At 66.7% G+C, this 22,252-nt stretch carries 17 protein-coding genes; 14 read left to right on the top strand and 3 right to left on the bottom strand.

Annotation, left to right across the window (positions count from 1 at the left end; translation table 11 throughout):
* Window positions 1-95: 95 nt before the first annotated feature.
* A complete protein-coding gene (locus V2J18_RS19605) occupies window positions 96-1,010 on the top strand; it encodes a HEAT repeat domain-containing protein (protein ID WP_336132647.1) in 915 nt (304 codons plus the stop codon).
* Window positions 1,011-1,019: 9 nt separating this feature from the next.
* Here V2J18_RS19605 and V2J18_RS19600 read toward each other — a convergent pair whose 3' ends face one another.
* The gene (locus tag V2J18_RS19600; RefSeq protein WP_336132646.1) at window positions 1,020-1,745 is read right to left on the bottom strand and encodes a bactofilin family protein; all 726 of its coding nucleotides are present in this window, start codon (window positions 1,743-1,745) and stop codon (window positions 1,020-1,022) included.
* A gap of 424 nt (window positions 1,746-2,169) precedes the next feature.
* On the opposite strand from V2J18_RS19600, the gene V2J18_RS19595 reads away from it, so the two are divergent.
* Window positions 2,170-2,379, top strand: a complete 210-nt coding sequence (locus V2J18_RS19595) for a cold-shock protein (RefSeq protein WP_064747037.1) — start codon at window positions 2,170-2,172, stop codon at window positions 2,377-2,379.
* A 222-nt stretch (window positions 2,380-2,601) separates the two neighbouring features.
* Window positions 2,602-3,144 (top strand): DUF6630 family protein, encoded by a 543-nt coding sequence (locus V2J18_RS19590; RefSeq protein ID WP_336132645.1) that lies wholly within the window; start codon window positions 2,602-2,604, stop codon window positions 3,142-3,144.
* 252 nt (window positions 3,145-3,396) lie between these two features.
* On the opposite strand, the gene V2J18_RS19585 is transcribed toward V2J18_RS19590, so the two are convergent.
* Both V2J18_RS19585 and V2J18_RS19580 read right to left on the bottom strand, forming a co-directional pair.
* Complete coding sequence (locus V2J18_RS19585; RefSeq protein WP_064747039.1) at window positions 3,397-5,010, bottom strand: N-acetylmuramoyl-L-alanine amidase; 1,614 nt, start codon at window positions 5,008-5,010, stop codon at window positions 3,397-3,399.
* A gap of 212 nt (window positions 5,011-5,222) precedes the next feature.
* On the bottom strand, window positions 5,223-6,512 hold the full coding sequence (locus V2J18_RS19580) for a CynX/NimT family MFS transporter (RefSeq protein ID WP_336132644.1): 1,290 nt from the start codon (window positions 6,510-6,512) through the stop codon (window positions 5,223-5,225).
* 330 nt (window positions 6,513-6,842) lie between these two features.
* Here V2J18_RS19580 and V2J18_RS19575 point away from each other — a divergent pair, with 330 nt between their 5' ends.
* From V2J18_RS19575 to V2J18_RS19525, 11 genes are all read left to right on the top strand, one after another.
* Window positions 6,843-7,523, top strand: coding sequence for a DsbA family oxidoreductase (locus V2J18_RS19575; RefSeq protein WP_336132643.1), 681 nt, complete (start codon window positions 6,843-6,845; stop codon window positions 7,521-7,523).
* A gap of 200 nt (window positions 7,524-7,723) precedes the next feature.
* Entirely contained in the window at window positions 7,724-8,800 is a 1,077-nt protein-coding gene (locus V2J18_RS19570; protein WP_336132642.1) for a hypothetical protein, read from the top strand.
* A 408-nt stretch (window positions 8,801-9,208) separates the two neighbouring features.
* Window positions 9,209-13,345 (top strand): RHS repeat-associated core domain-containing protein, encoded by a 4,137-nt coding sequence (locus tag V2J18_RS19565; protein ID WP_336132641.1) that lies wholly within the window; start codon window positions 9,209-9,211, stop codon window positions 13,343-13,345.
* On the top strand, window positions 13,342-13,701 hold the full coding sequence (locus V2J18_RS19560; protein WP_336132640.1) for a hypothetical protein: 360 nt from the start codon (window positions 13,342-13,344) through the stop codon (window positions 13,699-13,701). Before V2J18_RS19565 ends, V2J18_RS19560 begins: the two co-directional genes overlap by 4 nt.
* Window positions 13,702-13,846: 145 nt before the next feature.
* A complete protein-coding gene (locus tag V2J18_RS19555) occupies window positions 13,847-14,296 on the top strand; it encodes a hypothetical protein (protein ID WP_141233389.1) in 450 nt (149 codons plus the stop codon).
* Between the two features lie 115 nt (window positions 14,297-14,411).
* Window positions 14,412-14,732 (top strand): hypothetical protein, encoded by a 321-nt coding sequence (locus V2J18_RS19550; protein WP_064747043.1) that lies wholly within the window; start codon window positions 14,412-14,414, stop codon window positions 14,730-14,732.
* 71 nt (window positions 14,733-14,803) lie between these two features.
* Complete coding sequence (locus V2J18_RS19545) at window positions 14,804-15,256, top strand: hypothetical protein (RefSeq protein ID WP_064747044.1); 453 nt, start codon at window positions 14,804-14,806, stop codon at window positions 15,254-15,256.
* Window positions 15,257-15,742: 486 nt separating this feature from the next.
* Window positions 15,743-16,921 (top strand): efflux RND transporter periplasmic adaptor subunit, encoded by a 1,179-nt coding sequence (locus tag V2J18_RS19540; protein WP_336132639.1) that lies wholly within the window; start codon window positions 15,743-15,745, stop codon window positions 16,919-16,921.
* Window positions 16,922-16,933: 12 nt separating this feature from the next.
* On the top strand, window positions 16,934-20,131 hold the full coding sequence (locus V2J18_RS19535; protein WP_064747045.1) for an efflux RND transporter permease subunit: 3,198 nt from the start codon (window positions 16,934-16,936) through the stop codon (window positions 20,129-20,131).
* The gene (locus V2J18_RS19530) at window positions 20,124-21,581 is read left to right on the top strand and encodes an efflux transporter outer membrane subunit (RefSeq protein ID WP_336132638.1); all 1,458 of its coding nucleotides are present in this window, start codon (window positions 20,124-20,126) and stop codon (window positions 21,579-21,581) included. Before V2J18_RS19535 ends, V2J18_RS19530 begins: the two co-directional genes overlap by 8 nt.
* Window positions 21,578-22,192, top strand: coding sequence for a TetR/AcrR family transcriptional regulator (locus V2J18_RS19525; RefSeq protein WP_064747047.1), 615 nt, complete (start codon window positions 21,578-21,580; stop codon window positions 22,190-22,192). The genes V2J18_RS19530 and V2J18_RS19525 overlap by 4 nt, the downstream gene beginning before the upstream one ends.
* The last annotated feature ends 60 nt before the right edge of the window (window positions 22,193-22,252 follow it).

Raw genomic sequence — 22,252 nt, 5'->3', positions numbered from 1 at the left:
GTCCCCCCGACGCCGCAGCGTATTCTTTTGCCCGATGCCCCGCGTTCCTCGCTGCGCCGACTGCCAATCCCCAATCTCCCAATCCCCGCCGCAACATGAAACCTGCCGCCGTCCTGTTGATCGCACTGGCCTCGGCCGCGCTCGGCGCCGCGCTGGGCGGCGCCTACGTGGCGCGGCGCGACGTCGGTGCGGGGTCCGCGGCGCCGGAAAACCCCGCGGCGGCCGCGCCGAGGGCGACGGCGCCCGCGCACGATGCGTCCGCATCGCCGCCGGACTACGTTTCGATCGGCAGCGAGCGGGTCAGTTTCGAATCCTTGCGGCGCCGCGCCGCGTCCGACCCGGCCTTCCTGCGCGGCCTGATGCAGCGCTACCGCAATCAGACCGATCCGGTCGCGCGCGGCGAACTGCTGGCCCTGCTCAACGCCGTGTCCGGCGACGAGGTGCTGCGCCTGGCCCTGTCGTTGACGGCGAGCACCCGCGCCGAAGACGAACGCGACGGCCTGGCCTTGCTCGCCGCCTACCCGATGGACCGCGCCGAAGTGCGCGAGACCGTGCTGGCCAAGCTCGGCCAGGGCGGCGACCCGCAGCGCATGGGCGAACTGGTGGCGATGCTGACCCCGGCGACCATGCCCAGCGAGGACGCCGCGCCGGTGATCGCCGAACTGGCCGCGCTGGCGCGCCATTCCGATCCGTCCCTGCGTGCGCAGGCGGTGCTGCAACTGGCGCAGTGGGACGACGGCGAGCAGACCGAAGACCTGCTGCACCGCGCGATCCTGGACCCCTCGCCGGACGTTCGGGCCAAGGCCATCGCCGGCGTCCAGGGCTCGCGCATCCGCAGCGACCGGCTCAAGGAAGCGCTGTTGGCGATCGCGGCCGATCCGGCCTCGAGCGCCGCCGACCGCGGCGCGGCGACTTTCGCTTTGCAGCAGTTCCGTCTCAACCGCGCCGAGTACGGCATCTGGCGCCGCGCTCAGGCCCAGGCCGATGCCGACAGCGGCGAGGGCGGTTGAGCCGCGCGCTCAGCTGCGTGTGGCCGGCGGCCCCAGTCGCTGCATCCACTGCTCGCCGAACGCGGTCAGCAATTGATCCATATGCCGCGGGTCGCGCCGGTCGAACACATACTCGCCGCAGGCGCCGGCGTGCAGCGGGCGCTGTTCGACGTCGAAGCCGGCGCCGGCTTCGAAGCGATGTTCATCGCCCACCACGGCACGGGCGCGGATCGTGCCCAAGGCCTCCAGCGCATCGTCGTGGCGCTCGCCGTGGATCAGGCCGCGCGCGGCGACGTCGCCGCCGGCGAGGATCCGGCCGCTGCTGTCGATATGGCCGGCGCGCACGTGGCCGGTCACGACGATGCGCGAGGCCGGCCCGGCGTCGCGCAGTACGCCGTGGACGCTGAGGTTGCCGGCCACGACCAGGGCCGCGCCGACCGACAAGTCGCCTTCGACTTCCAGGTCGCCGACCAGGGCGCGGGGAGCGCCGTCGTCGAGTCGGGCGCCGGCGCTGCGTACCGTGCGCGCCGGCGCCAGGCGCCGGGCCAGGTGGGCCGCGCCGAACAAGGTGCCGCAATGGCACGGGGACAGGCGCCGGACCAGGGCGGCGAAGCTGCCACCCTCGACCGCGGCGGCCTCGATCGCGACGAAGTCGGGCGCCGGCGACACCGGCAGGGGCGGGGCGCCGGCCCGGGCCGCGGCGAAATCGGCCGCAGTCGGGGGCGCCAGGCGGGTGTCCAGTTCGTGCAACGGCATCGGATCGTCCCTGGCTAATGGGCCAGGAAGTATGAACAGCGTTCAGTTGGGAAACCTTGCGCGAATCCGGCGATCGCCGGCCCAGACCCGGACCTGCGGCACAAAATCGAACTAAATCAAGCTCCTACCGCAGCCGGATGGCCCCGGCGGCGGCCGGATGGGGCGCCGGGGCGGCTCCCGGGGACTGTGAACCCGGCTTCAGATTGCCGCAACGGCTGAACATCCATGCCTTGCGCCAATTGATTTTCGTGCTGGACACCACTACGGTGTGCGTGCTGAGTTCGTCAAGGGTCACCGTAGGTCGTGACCCGATGCCGTAGATCGCTGATCCACTCCATCGTTTCACCTGGCTTCCTCCTTGCAACCAGCTCAACGCCGCCGATGGCGGTATATCCATAGTTAAGTATGTTCAAGGAGTTAGCAAATGTCGGATCGTGAAGTCGGTACCGTCAAGTGGTTCAACGATGCCAAGGGCTTTGGCTTCATCAGCCGTGAGAGCGGCGATGACGTGTTCGTGCATTTCCGCGCGATCCAGGGCACCGGTTTCAAGAGCCTGCAGGAAGGCCAGAAGGTCTCCTTCGTCGTGACCCAGGGCCAGAAGGGCCTGCAGGCCGACCAGGTGCAGGCGCTCTGAACCTACGGGTTCTGCGTTGACCTCGCCGCCGCGCCCTCGGGCGCAGCGGCCGCGAAAGCCCGGCGCAAGCCGGGCTTTTTCGTTTTCGGAGCAGCGCTTGCCGGTGCCCGGCATTCGCAATCGGGCGGCTGGGCGGCGAGCCGCCGGACGCGCTTCCCAAGCCGCGCGCCAGCGCGCACCATCTGCGCGGTTTTCCCGAATCCGACCCCGATCGACCCGGCCATGAGCGCACCCGACAACGAATCCGATTACGAAGACGACGGCTACGATTTCGCCGACGACGACCGCGAGTTCGACGACGAAGCCCTGGTCTGGCAGTTGCTACTGCTGATCAACCCCGGCGACGAGGACACCGCGCTGCAGCAGTTCGGCCGCTTCCGCGAGGCGCGCGAGGAAGGCGGGGGCGGCGACGTCGCCGATCAGGTGCAGGAGATCATCGACTGGACCTCGGGCTACCTCGTCGACTGGAAAGACACCGAGACCTTCATCGACGCGATCGCACAACTCGCCGCGCGCTGGAACCTGCGCGTGGACTGGGGCGTGGAGGACCCGGGCGACGAAGACTTCCTCGCCGGCACCGACGTGCCCGAGCTGATGGCCCGCGCCTACGACCGTTTGCGCGAGCACGGCTACACCCTGTGGAACCGCGACACCGGCGGCGACGCCTATGCCGGCTGGATCGCCCTGCGTCGCGACGACGAGAACATGCAAGCCGTCTGCGCCGCCCTCGGCATCGACATCCGCCCCGGCAGCGACGCGTTCTGACCCCGCTTCGCGCAGGTCGCGGCGCTTCCTGCCGATAGCGACAACGACGGCAGCGACCACCACGACAACGCATCGCGGGGAGGCGACACCGCCCGCCTGTAGGCGCGGCGTAAGCCGCAACCGAGTGCGCGCAGACGCCGCAACGACGCTGTCGCCGGCCGAAACCGCGCCCACCCGCCAAACGACGCCGCGCTGCGAACCTGGCAGCGCGGCGTCAGGGCCGCCCGGCAACCGGCCGGCAACGACCCGCGATCAGCAATCCGGAATCACCGCGCCGCTATTGTCGCGGGCTTCGTCGTTGCCCCAGCGGCTCAGGTAATACGCCGACACCCAGGCCCCGGCCGGGCCGACATCCAAATCGGTCTTCAGCCAGTAATGGTTGTAGCTGTCGCCGACCCGCACTTCCTGCCCCCACGCCTTGCAATACACGTAGTGGGTGCCCTTGTAGAGCGTGCCCAGCGGAGTCAGCGTCGACGGCCACTTGTAGCCGGTGGCGTCGGCGAAGGTGTCGACCCAGTACTTGCCCGGGCTCGGCGTGCCGCCGCCGTTGAGCAGGGTGTAGTAGTTGGTCCAGGGGAAGTACTTGCCGGGGTCGTAACGGTTCTGGTTCTGGCTCAGCATGCCGTGCCCCTTGATCCGCACGCTGTCCGGGACCAGATGCCAGGTGTCGTAGCCGGGGCCGTTCCAGGCCGTGCGGCAGTCGATGCCGCGTCGCGCGCACAGGCTCTTGGTCAAGCGCGCCGACGCGTTGAGCATCGCGCTCGACCAGTTGCCCGCATCCGCGGCGCGGCCGTCGTGTTCGATGCCGACGGTGTAATTGTTGTGGTACTTGGCGTGCCAGGCCTGATGGTGCTCGCGCACCATCTGGGTGATCTGACCATCGGACTTGCGGATCAGGTAATGCGCCGAGACCTGCGCGCTTGGATTCTGAAACCACGCGATCGAACCGGCGTAGGAGCCTTCCATGGTGTGCAGGATCACCGCGCTCATCGCGTTGCCGGCGGTGCTGTAGTTGCTGGAGCTGGCCGGGTTCCAGATCGCTTCGCCGAAGTCCACCGCCTTGGTCGAGACGTCGCCGGCCGGTGCGAGGCGCACCTCGCCCGCCACCTCGCGCGCGAACGCATCGTCGACCCGTACGCTGCCGTCGGCGGCATCGACGCGCAGCGCCGGCGCGCGCAGCTTGCGCAGTTGCTCCGGCGCGAATGCGCGCTCCAACTGCAGGGCTTGGGGCACGATGCGCACGCCCTGCGCATCCACGCCGCGCTGCAGCGTGTCCAGCACGCCGAAGGCGAAACTCTGCCGCGCATAGGCGGCCAAGCCGCCGTCGGAGGCGCCGTAGCCGGCGTAGCGCGCCAGTGCCGGCGCCAGGTCTTCGCTGCGTGCCACCGCGCGGCTGCGCGTACCACCCTGGCTGGCGGCGAGCGCGCGGTCGAGCAGGGCGGCGGCGGCCAGGATGTTGCTTTCCGGGTCGTCGATCACCTGCTGCGCCGTACGTCCGATCAGGCGTGCGCCCTCGCCGACCTGATCGGCGAAACCGCCGCCGTGGTACAGGCCCATGACGCCGTAGGAGCGCGGCATGTGCAGATCGTGCGGATCCTGCGCCGGGTCGGGGCGGACGTGGTTCCAACCGGTTTCGGCGTAGGCCATCGCCTCCAGCGTGCCGGCGGGCAGGTTGGGATAGCGTGCGTAGGCGCGGCGGAAATATGCCGGATAGGCGGCGCGCTGGGCTTGCGCCAGCACCAGGGCTTGGGTCCGGTCGAATTCGAAACGCAGGCTGTCGAGACTGGGCCGCTCGGCGGCGCCGGCCGCGCCGACGGCCAAGCACAGTGCGCCGCCGATGACGGCAGCGAGAGGGTGCAGATGCATCGAACGATCTCCTTCGGAAGTCTGTATCCGTTGAAAGATGCGTATGGATCCCGTTCGATCATTGTCGTGAGCGATCGCTGCTGCGACGTGACACGCTGCCGGAAAACGATGCTGCGCACAGTTGTAATCTGTGGCCTGGCTTCCAGTCCGGCGCAGCGCGCCAGCGCGCTGCGCGTTCGCGCGCCGATGAATGCGGCGCCGCGCCGCAGCTTCTACCAACTGTCTTCGAGCATGCGCGGCTTGCAGGCCAGATATGCGCCGGCGCCCAGCACCAGCAGGCAGGCGGCGAGCATCGCGAACGGCCACGACCAGCCGTGGCTGAGGTCGTGCAGCCAACCGAACAGCAGCGGGCCCAGGCAGCTGACGGTGTAGCCCAGGCCTTGCATGAAGCCCGACAGGGCCGCCGAACCGGCCGGCGTGCGCGTGCGCAGATTGATCAGGGTCAGCGCCAAGGGAAAGGTGCTGGGGCCCAGGCCGACCAGCGCCACCCACAGGAAGGTCAGCTGCATCGGCGCCAGCAACAGGCCGGCGAAGCCGCCGAGGAAACACAGCAGGAAGCCGATCACCAGCGGGAACGGATTGGCGATGCGCACCGCCAGCGAGGGAATGCACAGCGCCCCGACCAGGCCCAGGGTCGAGAACAGCGCGACCATGCTGCCGCCCAGGGCTGCGCTGCCGCCGGCCTCGGTCAGCAGCTTGGGCAGCCAGGTGAACATGGAGTAGGTGATCAGCGAGGTCATGCCGAACATCAACGTCATGCCCAAGGCCACCGGCGAACGCCACACCCGGCCGCGCGCGCTCGGCGCCGGCGGTGCGGCCAGTTCCGGCGCTTCGTCGCCGCTGCGCACCGCGCGATCGTGCGTGTCGGCCAGGGCGCGAGCCTGCGCCGAGTCGCCGCGCTTCTCCAGCCACAACACCGCCAGCCACGGCAGCGCGGCCGCCACCGCGACCAGCGACCAGGAGCCCAGCGAGACTCGCCAACCGGCCTGCTGCGCCAGGGGCACTGCGGCCAGCGCGGGCAGGATGGTGCCGAGCTGCAACACGGTGATGTAGGCGGTGCTGAGCGTACCGACGCGGTCGGCGAAATAGCGCTTGACCAACGGCGGCAGCACCACGTTGCCAATGCCCATGCCGGCCAACGCCACCGCCGAGGCGGCGAGCAAGGGCCAGGTGCCGCCGGCCAATGAGCGTGCGAACAGGCCCGCCGCGGCCAGCGCCATCGCCAGCAGGGCGGCGCGTTCCAGGCCGATGCGATGCGCCAACGCCGGAGTAGCCACGCCGAACAAGGCGAATGCGGCGGTCGGCACCATGCCGAACACGCCGGTCATGGTCGAACCGAAACCGAACTCGTGGCCCAGCGCCTCCAGCAGCGGCGTCAGCGAGGTCACCGCGGTGCGCAGCGTGAACGCCGACAGCACGATGCCGGCCAGCACCCACGCGCGGTCCTGCCATAGCGGGCGGGCGGAGGAAGCGGCGGTGGCGGAGACGGCGTGAGCGCTCATGCGGGGATGGAGTAAGCGGAAACGCGCAACGAGCGCGAAAAGTGGCGGACAGGTGCGAACAGGACGGCGAAGGCGCGCGGCGCGGATTCGCGGACCGACAGTGTGGGCGCCGCACGAGGTGCGCGCCATAGCCGCGGCAGCAACGGTCAGTTGCGGCAAAGTCCGGTGAGGCCCAGGTGAAATCCACCGCGACGGTGCGCCGATGCGGGCTGCAGTCCGATGGCGATGGAACGCACCGATCCGCGCATGCGAGCGTTATCGGATTGAACCGGCCGCGGCGCGGCCGCATCGTGGGAGCCTTCCCGACAGCCTCGCGTACGGAGTTCGAGCATGAGCCACGCCGCATCCACGCCCCCGCGGATCAAGATCGACTTCGTCTCCGACGTGGTCTGCCCCTGGTGCGCAGTCGGTCTGAACGCGTTGGAGCAGGCGATCGCGCGGGTCGGCGACGAGATCCAGGTCGATCTGCATTTCCAACCGTTCGAACTCAACCCGCAAATGGTCGCCGAAGGCGAGGACGTCGATCAGCATCTGGCGCACAAGTACGGCCTGGGCCCCGAACAACTGGCCGCCAATCGCGAGGCCTTGCGCCAGCGCGGCGCCGCGCTGGGATTCGAGTTCAACGCCCGTAACCGCATCTACAACACCTTCGACGCGCACCGCTTGTTGCATTGGGCCGGTACCGTCGGCCCGGCGCAGGAGCGCGCGCTCAAGCACGCCTTGCTCAAGGCGTATTTCACCGATGGCCAGGACGTGTCCTCGCCATCGGTGCTGACCGCCGTCGCCGCCTCGGTCGGCCTGGACGCGCAGCGCGCGCGACAGGTGTTGGAGTCCGACGAGTACGCGGCGCAGGTGCGCGAGCAGGAGCGGTTCTACCAAAGCCAGGGCATACGCGCGGTGCCGTCGGTGATTCTCAACGACCGCCACCTGATCCAGGGCGGGCAGCCGGTCGAGCAGTTCGAGGCGGCCTTGCGCCAGATCGCGGCGATGCCGGCGGCATCCGCCACCTGATAAGGCGCCGCGCGCGAGCGTGCGGCACACGACGCGAGCGAGTTGCGACGTGAACCCCGGCGTATGCCGGCTTGTGCGTCGGCATGGCGCTGCGTAGCATCGTCGTCGCGGCCTCCGGGCCGCGACTCCCCTCGTTTGCCAGCCGGTTCATCGCCCGCCAGCCTTTTTTTTAAGGTGAGACGGGCAAGGGGCGCGCATGGTTGCCTTTGCGCCGCTTGCCACATTCCTGCCACAGGTTCGCGGCCATGCTGGGGCTTTCCCCCGCAAGGAGAGTCGCGATGGCGGTCCGGTTTGCTTCCGTTTCGACGGCCGCGATGGCCGCGATAGGCGCGATGTGCGCAGTGTTCGCCGATCCCGCCTTCGCGCTATCGGCGCAATCCGCCGCCGACCGCGCCGTATTGGCCCAGCGCTGGGCGCCGGTGCACTACCAGGATGTCGACCAAACCGGCGCGCATGCGCTCGGCGGCGCAGCCGACTACATTGCCCGTTACGACTTCGATGGCGACCTGGACGCGCGCAACAACTGGGATCGCGCCGGCCAGGCGGCGTACCCGCTGGCGGCGCATGCTTACTATTCGGTGGTCGAAACCGCCACGCACTGGTACATCACCTACCTGTTCTTTCATCCGCGCGACTGGACCGACTCGTTCTTCGACACTGAGCACGAGAACGATGCCGAGGGTGTGATGTTCGCGATCGCCCGCGACGGGTCGACCTATGGCCGGCTCAAGGCCGCGGTCACCGTCGCCCATACCGATTTTTTCTCCTATGTTCCGGCCGGCAGCGACTGGACCGGCAATGCCGAGAACGTCGACGGCACGCTGTCCTTCCTGGCTCACCAGGGTTTGCCGCATCCGGTCACCGCACAAGAGGCCAAGGGGCATGGGCTCAAGGCGTGGCCGGCCTATGACATCCGCGGCGATGGCGTGATCTATTACCCCTCGTCGAGCGTGGCCGAAGTACCGTCCGGCCCCGATGATCGCCATGTCCAGTACAAGCTGATCGATATCTTCGAGCCGGGTGGGCTATGGGAACAGCGCAACAACACCTGGCTGTTCTCCGGCTACGGCAACTTCGCCGGCGACAAGAGCGGCGGTTGCGGCAGTGGCGCGATCGGCTGCACGGCGAATGCGGCCAACGCGCCCTGGGGCTGGGACGACAAAGACGACGTTCCGGCTCGCGGCGCGTTGGCGAGCGATCCGGCCGCGCTGGCGGCGAACTACTTCCGCATCCCGGAGGCGAGCAGCCCGGTCTATACCTACAACCCGTATCGCTGAATCGTGACTTGGCTGATTCGGTATGGATCGGTTGCCATTGTGTTGCGTGCCGCCGGGCCAGGCCATGGCATGAACATGCGTGGGGTCATTGCGGCCTAGTGTGCCAAGCGAAATTCGGTTGCGGGACCTCGAGTGGCGTGGCAAATTCCCCGCGTCTTTGGCGCCAGGGAGGGCTTGGCCATGCAAGCTCGGCATTCGTTTCATACAGCGTTGTCTTGGGGTGTGTTGCTTGGGCTGTGCCTGATCCTACTGGTTCTGCCAAAGCCGGCGTCTGCATGCGAAGTGGAACTCAGTTACACGATATATCCGACGGACCATAAGTTAGAAGCAACGTGCGCTACCGAAGCCGAAGCCCAGCAGGCTTGCTATGCCTTTGTCGAGGCACTCGGATACAGCAGAAGCTCCTGTGTGGGAGCTTACGAAGCGGGCTGGCTTCGCAATAGCGGAAATTGGTACTTCGGTGTGTTCCATTGGGGCGAAAGAGCTGCGCCGTCGAAGAACGCCGGTGCGCCAAAGTGCCCGGGTCAATGCTTCGGCGATCCGATCAATGCCGGCAACGGCAACAAGTTCGAGTCCAAGACCGAGTACCGCGGCGAGGGCCCATTTCCGCTCGAGTTTTCCTGGACTTATAACTATCTGTTGCCACCGGCGCCGCTGCCGCCCCATTCGTTCACCTTGGGCGGAAACCGTACTTTCAACTACGGTAGCCGTGGGGCGCTATGGAAATTTTGGAGCCTGACGGACCAGTTCGTCGTCTCGCGTCCCGACGGCAAGATTGCCTACTTCAAAAAGCCGGAATCCGGCGAGTATTGGACTTCCTACCCGGGGAACGATCACCGTCTTCGCCAGCTCGCCGACGGCTGGGAGTACCAGGACGAAGACGGTCATTTCGAAATCTTCAACACGGCCGGGCTGTTGACCGAGCTGCGCGACCCGCAAGGCTTTCGGCAGACCCTGGAGTACGACGCCTCCGGCCGCCTGAAGACGGTCCGCGATTTCGCCGGCCGCACGCTAGGCTTCGACTACAACGCCGCCGATCTGATCTCGCAGCTCAACCTGCCGGACGGACGAGCGATCAAGTTCTCGTATACGGCGCAGAACCGCCTGGAAACCGTAGAGTACCAGGACGGTTCCACGGTCAAGTACCGGTACGACGAGGCCGGCTACATGGGCTCCAGCACTACGCGCTGGGGCGCCCTGACCGGCGTCGAAGACGAGTCGGGCGTGCGCTACTCCTCGACCCACTACAACTGGGATCTGGCCCTGGGCACCGAGTTGGCCGGGTCGCTGGACCAGTACAGCGCGGACTACGAGCGCGATGGCAACCGGACCTACATGGCCTACACCGCCATCGGCCTGCCCTCCGGTGCGAAGCGGAAACTCAATCTGACCTCGGCCAACGGTCGCATCGTGCCGTGGCGGATCGTCACCGAGTGCCCCGGCTGCGCGCCGCGCAAGACGGAGTATGTGTACGACGCCGCGGGCCGCTACGACCGCATCGACGACAACGGCGTCGTCAACGACGTCGACTACGACGCGCGCGGCCTGCTGACGCAGTCTGTAGAGGCGGCCAACGACACCGCCGGCCACCGCCGAACCACCCAGACCGATTGGCACGCCCGCTTCCGCGTTCCGTTGGAGCGTCGCCGGCTCGACGCCAACGGCCAACTGGTCGCCAAGAGCGTCTGGAACTACAACGACCGCGGCCAAGCGCTCACCGCCAGCCAGATCGACCCTGCCGGGCTACTGCCGGCCCGTACGACCACCTACCGCTATTGCGAAGCGGCCGACATCGCCGCGGGCGCCTGCCCGCGCGAAGGCCTGCCGCTGTCCGTGGACGGCCCGCGCAGCGACGCGGCCGATGTCGTGCGCTACTCCTACTACGCCAACGACGAAGCCGCCTGCGCGGCGGCGCCGGCGACCTGCGCCTACCGCAAGGGCGACCTGCGGAAGGTCGAGAACGCGCTCGGTCAGACCGTGGTGGAAGTGTTGGCTTACGACGGCGCCGGCCGCGCCGTTTCGGCCCGAGACGGCAACGGCGTGCGCACCGACTACGAGTTCAACGCCCGCGGCTGGCTGGTCGCGGCCAAGACCCGCGGCAGCGACGAAGCCAGCGAGGCCGACGACCGGATCGTGCGCGTCGATTACTGGCCCACCGGCTTGGTCAAGAAGGTCGCCTTGCCCGACGGCGCGTACGTCGCCTACACCTACGACGCCGCACGGCGACTGACCGATGTCGCCGACGAGGCCGGCAATACGATCCACTACACCCTCGACAGCCGCGGCAATCGGACCCAGGAAGACACCCGAACCGCCAGCGGCACGCTCACCCGCTCGTTCTCTCGCGTGTTCAACCTGCTCGACGAAGTCCAGGCGGTGAAGGACGCCGCCCAGAACGCCACCACGTTCACCTACGACAGCCGCGGCAACCCGAACCTCGCCACCGACGCGCTCGGTCGGGTCTCCGACCAGGACCACGACCCGCTCGATCGCCTGGTGCGCACCCTGCAGGACGTCAACGGCCTGGCGGTCGAAACCAAGCTGCAGTACGACGCCAACGACCGCCTGACCCAGGTCGTCGACCCCAAGGGCCTGAGCACGAGCTACGGCTACAACGGCCTGGGCGATCAGATCCGGTTGACCAGCCCGGACACCGGCGTCACGACCTACGGCTACGACACCGCCGGCCAGTTGACCAGCAAGCAGGACGCCAACGACGCGGTCGCGCACAGCTATACCTACGACGCGCTGGGCCGTCTGAAGACCCTCTCCTACGGCAGCGGCGCCCACGATGTCGAGTACGACCACGACACCGTCAATGCCGAATGCGCAGCGGGTGAAACCTTCGCCGTCGGCCGGGTCGCCGCGATGCGCACCGAGGGCACCGCGCTCAAGTACTGCTACGACCGCTTCGGCCGCGTGGCGCGCAAAGTGCAGATCGTGGACGGCCGCAGCTTCGCCCTGCGCTACGCCTACGACAAGGCCGGCCGCCTGCAGGCACTGACCTACCCGGACGGTGCGGTCGTCGATTACACCCGCGATACAGGCGGCCGCGTAACCCAGGCCCACGTCACGCCCGCGGGTGGCGCCCGTACCGCATTGTTGACCGGCGCGACCTACCGCCCGTTCGGCCCGATCGCCGGCTGGACTTACGGCAACGGCCGCAGTCTGAGCCGCGGCTACGACCTCGATTACCGCGCCAAGACCATCCATGACAACGCCAACGGTGGCCTGTCGCTGGGCTACGGCTACAACGAAGTCGGCGAGCTGACCGAACTCAAGGACGGCCTGCAGAGCGCCTTGCTGGCCAAATACGACTACGACGCCCTCGGCCGCCTCAAGACCACCCGCGACGGTCCCACCGGCACCCCGTTGGAAACCTACGGCTACGACGCCACCGGCAACCGCACCAGCCTGCAGCGCGCCGGCACGACGACGGCGTACAACTATCCGGCCAACAGCCATCGCCTGACCGACGTTGGCCGCATCGCTCGCGGTTACGATGCGGTCGGCAACACCACCCGCATCGGCGGCACGGCGAAGGAATTCGTCTACAACGCCAACGACCGCATGAGCCAGGTCAAGTCGGGCGGAGTCGTGAACCGCAGCTACCGCTACAACGCCCGCGGCGAGCGGGTCGCGGCTACGAATGGCGCCAGCGGCCCGGTGGCGATCTACACCTTGTACGACGAAGCCGGCCACTGGATCGGCGACTACGACGCCAACGGTGCGGCCCAGCAGCAGGCCGTGTGGCTAGGCGACGCGCCGGTCGGCTTGCTGGCCGGCGCGGGCGCTGCGCAGAAGCTGCACTACGTCCAACCCGATCACCTGGGCACCCCGCGTGCGGTGATCGATGCGGATCGGAACGTCGCGATCTGGTCCTGGAACGCCAAGGGCGAGGCCTTCGGCAACGATGCGCCGAATCAGGATCCGGATCAGGACGGCACCGCGTTCGTGTTCGATCTGCGGTTTCCGGGGCAACGGTTCGATGCGGTTACGGGGCTGAATTACAACTATTTCCGGGATTACGATGCGACTAGCGGGCGGTATGTACAGAGCGATCCGATCGGTCTAGAGGGTGGGATAAGCACTTACACGTACGTCGCCGACAGTCCTTTAAAGTTCGCTGATCCATTTGGCTTGGCCAAACTAATTTTGTTGCCGTCGGATGATCCTAATTATGCGGCTGCGGTAGCTGCTCCGGATATTGCAGGCAGGCTTGAGGTGTTTGCTCATGCAAACAGGAAGAGGGTCGCAAATATGGATGCCTATGAGCTGGCAAATCTCATTGGTGCAAGTGGGCTATGGCAGCCTGGCATGCCTATCAAGCTCAATGCGTGCAACACTGCTCAAGGTGAGGATAATATCGCCAGGGAGCTGTCGAAAGTTCTAGACACGTTTGTTAGAGGTGCAGATTCGCCGACAGTTACTCGGGGTGAGAAAGATCTCGGCCCTAAAAGAACTATCAGAATTCCGTTTACTCGATCGGTGATTCCCTATGCCGACGGCGGTTGGAAGGTTTATCTATCCGGAAGGCAGATATGAGAAAATATCTAGCGGGTGCTTTGATTTTGATCGCAATCTTCTTCGCTTGGGTTTACTGGTGGGCGCCGACCAGTACATGTGATGAATGTGATGGCTCTAGTGCAGCAGTCCTTACGGACGCGGCCGGATCGTATGAGCAAGCTGCGCGGAATGGTGAGTCGGAGAAGCAAGTTTACTACTCACTGGTCGGAGCGCTCGAAGGTAACAAGGAGCTAGAACGAAAGTACTTGGCATCGTTTAAAGCGATGAGTCCCGCACGGCAGCAGGGTTCGATTGCGGCAGTCGAAAGAATGCCGTCGTCAGATAGACGCGATGAACTGCTGGGCAAGATGCGGCGGCAGGTCGATGGTCGGTGAATCTTGAATCAGAGAGCTATCGGGGTTGTGTCAATGGGATAAGTGATAACTGATCAGAACACCTTCGGTTAGGGCTCCTGTCTAGTCTTTGTTGGAAAGCAGTGAGGCTAGGATGGTTCAGCATATAAAAGAAACGTTCGCTGTCATGGTGGCGATTCTGGTGTTGAGTGGATGCTCGTCTTTGCCCTGGAGTGCTGAATCTGCTGCTTCCAACGAGATTGATTGGCTGTCCTCTCACGGTGCGCCAATTCCGCTGGAAGCGAATGAGCTCAAGCCATCGGCCTATGTTGAAGTGGGCGGTAGCGAACTGTCGAAGGCTATCGAGTTGCTGAGGCATTCGAAGGTTGTTGGGCTCGAGGGCGATATCGAGCTTTTCTCCTCGGCGAGAAATCGGCTGGTGGGGCGGAGATTTTTCTTGCTGAGGGCCAAGAAGGACGACATCGAAGGATCGTATTCTGTCTTCCTGGCTAACGGTCAGGCGTTGGTTCTCTACAGCCATCTCGGCGGCTGCGGTGATGAAACAAAGTCTGCTCTGGTTGTCGCCTCGGAAGCTCCGATTGTTCAAGTGTTCGGTGGATGTTCTTCTGGCATGTGAGCGCACAGCATGGGCTTGCGGCGGTAGCGCTGCAAGCCGGTCATGGCGACCTTTCCGTTGAGCTGGCTTGAACTCGCTTCCCGTGGGGTTTCCTGAGTCTCCTCGGACGCCATAAATGAACGCTCCTCTGATTCTCGTCCTAGGCATGGCTGCAATTGCGCTGGCAGTCTGCCTACTTGCACGGAACGTCACGGCTCTAGCTGCCGGGCTGGTGACCATATGGCTGTGCATCTGCTACATGCTCCTGATCCCTTTCACGGGCGCCATGCGCATCGCCATCGCGTCGGTCGATCCACACTCATCGGCCTTCATGGCAGTTGGCACGGCGCTGACTATCTTGCTGAATGAAGTGACTCCGGCCAGATGGGCAATAGCGTTTCTGTCTCTTGCCTTGGTATTGGTTGCGTGGGTGAGATCGCGCCGGTGCTCGGCGTAGCAGGCGGAGATCGGTTTCAAGAGAGGCGGTATGGAAGCTGAAAGCAGCACGGGGTTAGGGGGGCTTTCCTTGTGAAGAAGTGTCTCGCTCTGGTTCTTGCGATTTTGTCGATGGCATTGGTAACAGGTTGCACTGCAGATCCCAGCCAGACGCACGTCGTCAGCCCGCAGTTCTCTCTTTGCATCGCGACTTCCGAGCCGGTCGCCGTTTCCTTGCGCGATGGCATCGATGCGACCCAGGGCGAGATCCGGGTGGGCGCCAGCAGGGCCAGCCTCACGGTCGATCTGCACCCTTATTACCCGGGCTTTCGCAAGATCGCGAAGCCCGAGCGCCTGGGGGCCGATTTGATATCCATCGATTCCGGCGTGTATGAGACTAGGGCAGGGGGAAGGCGGACCATGACGCTGTCCGCTTACGAGCTTGCGGACCGCGGGGTTGTGTATGTCGTGCTTGCCGGTGCGCCGGGAGAGGGGCCGATGCTGGAGCGGATTCGGGATCGGTTTTGCGCGTGCGGCCGTTGTTGATGGCCGCCGGTTGCGCGGAATGACGGCGGTTCTTGTAGGCGCGGCGTCCCGCGGGATTTTCTCCGGTCATGAGTCGCGGCGGGTGGGGCGACGGGAGTGATGGGGTTGCGTCGGGTCGCGGTGCGGGGTCGCATCGTCTTTGCTGCGCGACGTGGCTTCGGAGGGAGGTGTGGTATTGCACTGCTTCGGTGGTCGCGGCTCACGCCGCTCCTACAGGAGCAGTAGGGCTGCGCGGTGAGATTGAGGTATGTGGGGGCGCGGCTCGCGCCGCTCCTACCCCCGGTGGTGCGCAGCGGCCCATGGCCGGCGCCACCCACGTCGACACCATGTGAAACAAAACCCCGCATCCGGCAAGCCCGAAAGGCCCTTGCCGGGTTGACCCCGCGCGCCCAAAAAAAGAGAATGATCGTTCATTCTATGATGTGCCCGCGGTCCGTCCTGACCGCGCCAACGACCTGAGGCTCCCCCATGCCGTCGCGCAAGTCCATGTCCTATAAGGCAATTCTCACCGTTTCCGTGCTCTGCCTGGCGCTCGCCGCCTGCGGTGGGGGCGGCGACCAGCAGGGCGGTCCCGGTGGCCCGGGCGGCCAGAAGGGTCAGGTCACCGTGGTGACCCTGAAGCCGGAAACCATCACCCTGACCCGCGAGCTGCCGGGGCGGACCAGCGCTTCGCTGATCGCCGAGGTGCGGCCGCAGGTCAACGGCATCGTCGAGAAGCGCCTGTTCACCGAGGGCGGTCTGGTCAAGGCCGGCCAGCCGCTGTACCAGCTCGACGACAAGACCTACGCCGCCGACGCCGAGAGCGCCAAGGCGACACTGGCGCGCGCCGAGGCGGCGCTGAATTCGGCTCAGCTCAATGCCCGCCGCTCGACCGAACTGGTCAAGATCGACGCGGTCAGCAAGCAAGACGACGAGAACGCCACCGCCACGCTCAAGCAGGCCCGCGCCGACGTCGCCGCCGGCCGCGCCCAGGTGCAGAGCACCAGCGTGGTGCTCGGCCGCGCCCGCATCACCGCGCCGATCAGCGGCCGGATCGGCAAGTCGGCGGTTACCGCCGGCGCGCTGGTCACCGCCAATCAAGCCGAGCCGCTGGCGGTGGTGCAGCAGCTCGATCCGGTCCACGTCGACATCAGCCAGTCCAGCGCCGAACTGCTGGCCCTGCGCAAGCAGATCGCCGCCGGAACCCTGACCGAGGCCAGCACGCCGGTGACCATCCTGCTCGAGGACGGCACTCCGTACGAGCACGCCGGCAAGTTGGCGTTCTCCGAAGTCACCGTCGACGAAGGCACCGGCAGCTTCCTGCTGCGGGTGGTGGTGCCCAATCCCGACAACCTCCTGATGCCCGGCATGTACGTGCGCGCTCAGCTCGGTACCGGCGTGCGCCAGAACGCGTTGCTGGTGCCGCAGCAGGGCGTGTCGCGCGATCCCAAGGGCGCCGCCACCGCGATGGTGGTCAACGCCAAGGGCCAGGTCGAGCCGCGCGAAGTCCAGGTCAGCCAGGCCATCGGCGACAAGTGGCTGGTCGAAGGCGGTCTGAAGGCCGGCGACAAGGTGATCGTCGAAGGCCTGCAGAAGATCGGCCCCGGCATGCCGGTCGATGTGGTCGAGAAGGGCGCGCAACCGGCCAAGCCGGCCGCCGCGCCCGCCGCCGCGCCGCAGCAGTAATCGGAGAATTTCATGGCACGGTTCTTTATCGATCGCCCGATCTTTGCCTGGGTCTTGGCGATCATCATCATGATCGGCGGCGCGATTGCGATCACGCAGTTGCCGATCTCGCAGTACCCGACCATCGCGCCGCCGACGGTATCGGTGAACGCGTCCTATCCCGGCGCCTCGGCCAAGGCGGTGGAAAACTCGGTGACCCAGATCATCGAGCAGAACATGAAGGGCATCGACGGGCTGATGTACATGTCGGCGACCAGCTCGTCCGACGGCCAGTCCGGCGTCACCCTGACCTTCGAGAGCGGCACCGATCCCGACATCGCCCAGGTCCAGGTGCAGAACAAGCTGCAGCTGGCCACGCCGTTGCTGCCGCAGATCGTGCAGCAGCAGGGCGTCAGCGTGTCCAAGGCCAACTCGGCGTTCCTGCTGGTGATCGGCTTCGTGTCCGAGGACGGCAGCATGAACGGCGCCGACATCGCCGACTACGTCGCTGCCAATCTGGTCGATCCGCTGGCCCGCGTCGACGGCGTCGGCAGCACCCAGCTGTTCGGCACCAAGTACGCGATGCGGATCTGGCTGGACCCGGACAAGCTCAACACCTATAAGCTGACCCCGAACGACATCATCACCGCCCTGCGCGCGCAGAACGCCCAGGTCGCGGTCGGCCAGCTCGGCGGCACGCCGTCGGTGAAGGGGCAGCAGCTCAACGCCACCATCACCGCGCAGGACCGCCTGCAGACCGCCGAGCAGTTCCAGAACGTCGTCGTGCGCGCCAACGGCAACGGTGCGGTGCTGAAGCTGTCCGACGTGGCCCGGGTCGAACTGGGCCAGGAGGACTACAGCACCATCGCCCGCTTCAACGGCAAGCCGGCCACCGGCATCGCGATCTCGCTGGCCACCGGCGCCAACGCCCTGGCCACCGCGCAGGCGATCCAGGCCGAGCTGGAGCAGCTCAAGCCTTCGTTCCCCAAGGGGCTGAAGGCGGTCACCCCGTTCGACACCACACCGTTCGTGCGCGTGGCCATCGAGGAAGTGGTCAAGACCCTGCTCGAAGCGATCGTGCTGGTGTTCCTGGTCATGTACCTGTTCCTGCAGAACTTCCGCGCCACCCTGATCCCGACGATCGCGGTGCCGGTGGTGCTGCTGGGCACCTTCGGCCTGCTCGCGCTGTTCGGCTACTCGGTCAACATGCTGACCATGTTCGCGGTGGTGCTGGCGATCGGCCTGCTGGTCGACGACGCCATCGTCGTGGTCGAGAACGTCGAACGCGTGATGAGCGAGGAGGGGCTGACCCCGCTGGAAGCCACGCGCAAGTCGATGGACCAGATCACCGGCGCCCTGGTCGGCATCGGCCTGGTGCTGTCGGCGGTGTTCGTGCCGATGGCCTTCCTCGGCGGCGCCACCGGCGTGATCTACCGCCAGTTCTCGGTCACCATCGTCTCGGCGATGGGCCTGTCGGTGCTGGTCGCGATCGTGCTGACGCCGGCGCTGTGCGCGACCATGCTCAAGCAGATCGAGAAGGGCCACCACGCGTCCGACAAGGGCTTCTTCGGCTGGTTCAACGACAAGTTCGACCGCAGCAACAAGAAGTACCAGGGTGTGGTGCACGGCATCGTCACCCGCGCCGGCCGCTTCATGACCGTGTTCGCGGCGATGGCCGTGCTGATGGGCGTGATGTTCTTCCGTCTGCCGTCCTCGTTCCTGCCGCAAGAAGACCAGGGTTTCCTGTTCACCATCGTCCAGGCGCCGGTCGGCGCCACCCAGGAACGCACCGGCGAAGTGCTCAAGAAGGTCGAGGATCAGTTCCTCAACGATCCGGCCGTGGACTCGCTGTTCACCGTGCAGGGCTTCAGCTTCGCCGGCAACGGCCAGAACGCCGGCATGGCGTTCTCGCAGCTGAAGTCGTGGGAAGAGCGCGAAGCGACCTGGGGCGACCGCTGGCGCTGGCTGACCAGCTTCGGCAAGACGCCGATGCCGGACAACAGCGTCAACGGCGTGGTCGGCCGCGCCATGGGCAACTTCATGCAGATCAAGGACGCGTTCGTGTTCGCGCTGGCGCCGCCGGCGGTGTTCGAACTGGGCAACTCCAACGGCTTCGTGTTCTACCTGAAGGACAACGGCGCGCTCGGCCACGATGCGCTGGTCGCCGCGCGCAACCAGTTCCTCGGCATGGCCGCGCAGAGCCCGCTGCTGCAGAACGTGCGCCCCAACGGCATGGAAGACACGCCGCAGTTCCGGGTCGATGTCGACAACCAGAAGGCCTCGGCCCTGGGCCTGAACATCGCCGACATCAACTCGACCCTGCAGGCGGCCTGGGGCGGCCAGTACATCGACGACTTCGTCGACCGCGGCCGGGTCAAGCGCGTCTACATCCAGGCCGATGCGCCGTTCCGCATGGCGCCCAGCGACTTCAACCGCTGGTACGTGCGCAACGACAAGGGCGACATGGTGCCGTTCTCGGCCTTCGCCAGCACCCGCTGGGAGTACGGTTCGCCGCGTCTGGAGCGCTACAACGGCGTCTCGGCGCTGGAAATCAACGGCGAGGCCAAGCCGGGCGTGAGCTCGGGCGAGGCCATGGCCGAGGTCGAGAAGCTGGTCGCGCAGTTGCCGCAAGGCATCGGCCTGGAATGGACCGGGCTGTCGTTCCAGGAACGACAGGCCGGCGCGCAGACTCCGCTGCTGTACACGCTGTCGCTGCTGATCGTGTTCCTGTGCCTGGCGGCGATGTACGAAAGCTGGGCGATCCCGACCTCGGTGCTGCTGATCGCGCCGATGGGCATCCTCGGCACCGTGCTGGCCACCTGGCTGCGCGGCATGGAGCGCGACGTGTACTTCCAGGTCGCGATGCTGACCACGGTGGGCCTGTCGAGCAAGAACGCGATCCTGATCGTGGAGTTCGCCAAGGAGAACCTGGAGAAGGGCATGGACCTGATCTCGGCCACCCTGGCCGCGGTCGGCGACCGTTTGCGCCCGATCATCATGACCTCGCTGGCGTTCGGCCTCGGCGTGCTGCCGCTGGCGCTGGCCAGCGGCGCGGGCTCCGGCGCACAGCGCGCGATCGGCACCGGCGTGCTCGGCGGCATGGTCGTCGGCACCTTCCTCGGCATCTTCTTCGTGCCGCTGTTCTTCGTCGTGGTGGAAAAAGTGTTCGTCAGAAAGAAGAAGCACGCGCCCTCGGCGCAGGCCGCGGAAGGAGCGCACAGCCATGAGTAAGTTCTCCCTTCACGCTCTGGCGATCGCGGTCGCCCTGGCGGGCACCGGTTGCGTCAGCCTCGCGCCGAAGCTGCCGCCGGCCGAGGCCGGCATCCCGGCCGAATGGCCGTTGCCGCCGACCACCTCGTCCTTCGTCGGCGCGCAGCCGCTGAGCTCCGATCCGGCGGCCTCGCAGGAGGCCGCCGCGGCCGGCGGCGCGGCGGTGGCCGACATCGGCTGGCGCGATTTCTTCGTCGACCAGAACCTGGAAGACCTGATCGGTCGCGCGCTGGAGAACAACCGGGACCTGCGCGTGGCCGTGCTCAACGTCGAGAAGGCACGGGCCCAGTACCGCATCCAGCGCGCCGACCGGCTGCCGGCGCTGAACGCCACCGCGCGGCTCGAACGCACCGGCGGCGACAACCAGAACGTTACCGACGCCTATACCGCCGGCGCTTCGATCGCCAACTTCGAACTCGACCTGTTCGGCCGCGTGCGCAGCCTCAGCCAGGCCGCGCTGCAGCGCTACTTCGCCCAGGAAGAAGCCCGCCGCGCCGCCCAGCTCAGCTTGATCGCCGAAGTCGCCAACGCCTACCTGACGCTGGCCGCCGACCGCGAACTGCTGTCGGTGTCGGAGGCCACGCTGAAAAACCAGCAGGCGGCCTACGATCTGACCCAGAAGCGGCGCGAGCTCGGCGCCGTATCCGGGCTGGAGCTGAGCCAGGCCCGCACCCAGGTCGAACAGGCGCGCGCCGATGCGGCGCGCTACGCCGGGCTGGTCGCGCAGGACACCAGCGCGCTCAATCTGCTGGTCGGCGAACAGGTCGACCCGGCGCTGCTGCCGCAGAAGCTGACCGAGGGCGTGACCGGCCTGGCCGCGCTGCCGGCCGGCCTGCCGTCGGAGGTGCTGCTGCGCCGACCCGACGTGCTCCAGGCCGAGCACCTGTTGCGCGCGCAGAACGCCAATATCGGCGCGGCGCGCGCCGCGTTCTTCCCCTCGATCAACCTGACCGGCTTCCTCGGCAGCGGCAGCAACGAACTGTCGGGCCTGTTCGAGGGCAATACCCGGGTGTGGTCGGTGACCCCGGTGGTCAATATCCCGATCTTCCAGGGCGGCAAGCTGCGCGCGGGCCTGGCCTCGGCCAAGGCCGACCAGAAGATCGCCCTGGCCGAGTACGAGAAGGCGATCCAGGCCGGCTTTCGCGACGTCTCCGACGCGCTGGCGCTGACCAAGACCCTGGCCGAGCAGCGCCAGGCCCAGGAAGCGCTGGTCGAGGCCGCCGCCCGCGCCGATCAGTTGTCGACCGCGCGCTACAAGGCCGGCCGCGACAGCTACCTCAATCAGCTCGACGCGCAGCGCACGCTCTACGCCGCGCAACAGGGCCTGGTGTCGACCCGTCTGGCCGAACAAGCCAACCGGGTGACTCTGTACAAGGTGCTCGGAGGTGGCTGGAACGAGCGCAGCCCATGAGCACTCCGGGCAAGCCCACCGCCAAGGCCGAAGCGCGCGCGCAAGCCCAGCGCGAGCGCATTCTGGTCGCTGCGCAGAAATGTTTCGTCGTGCACGGCTTCCACGCCGCCAGCATGGCCAACATCGCCGAGACGGCCGGCATGAGCGCCGGCCTGATCTATCGCTACTTCAAGGGCAAGAACGACATCATCCTGGCGATCATCGAGCGCCAGTTGGAAGAAGCGCGTTCGGACATCGCCAAGCTGCACGCGACCAGCGACCTGGTCGCGGGCATCGCCGAGGTGTTCCAGCAGTGGCAGGCCAACGACCCGAACATCACCAGCGCGGCGTTGTTCCTCGAACTCACCGCCGAGGCCACCCGCGACGCCGAGATCGCCGCGGCCACCCATGCCTCGGACCGGGTGTTCCGCGCCGATCTGGCGGCCTGGTTCGCGCGCAGCCGCGAGGACGGCGGCCTGGGCGTGCCGCAGGATCAGGTCGCCACTCGCGTGCTGATCCTGCAGAGCCTGATCGAAGGCTTGGCGATGCGCGCGATTTCGCAACCGGATTTGACCGTGGATCAGGTGAAAGCGGCGCTGGAGCAATTCCTGCCGAACCTACTGTCGGCCTGAGCCGCAGCGCGCCGCGCATTCCGACGGGCCGCCATGCGCGGCCCGTTTTCTTTGCGCGGA

The organism is Lysobacter firmicutimachus (assembly GCF_037027445.1).
Lineage (GTDB): Bacteria > Pseudomonadota > Gammaproteobacteria > Xanthomonadales > Xanthomonadaceae > Lysobacter > Lysobacter firmicutimachus.
This window is presented reverse-complemented; position numbering and strand designations above follow the sequence as displayed.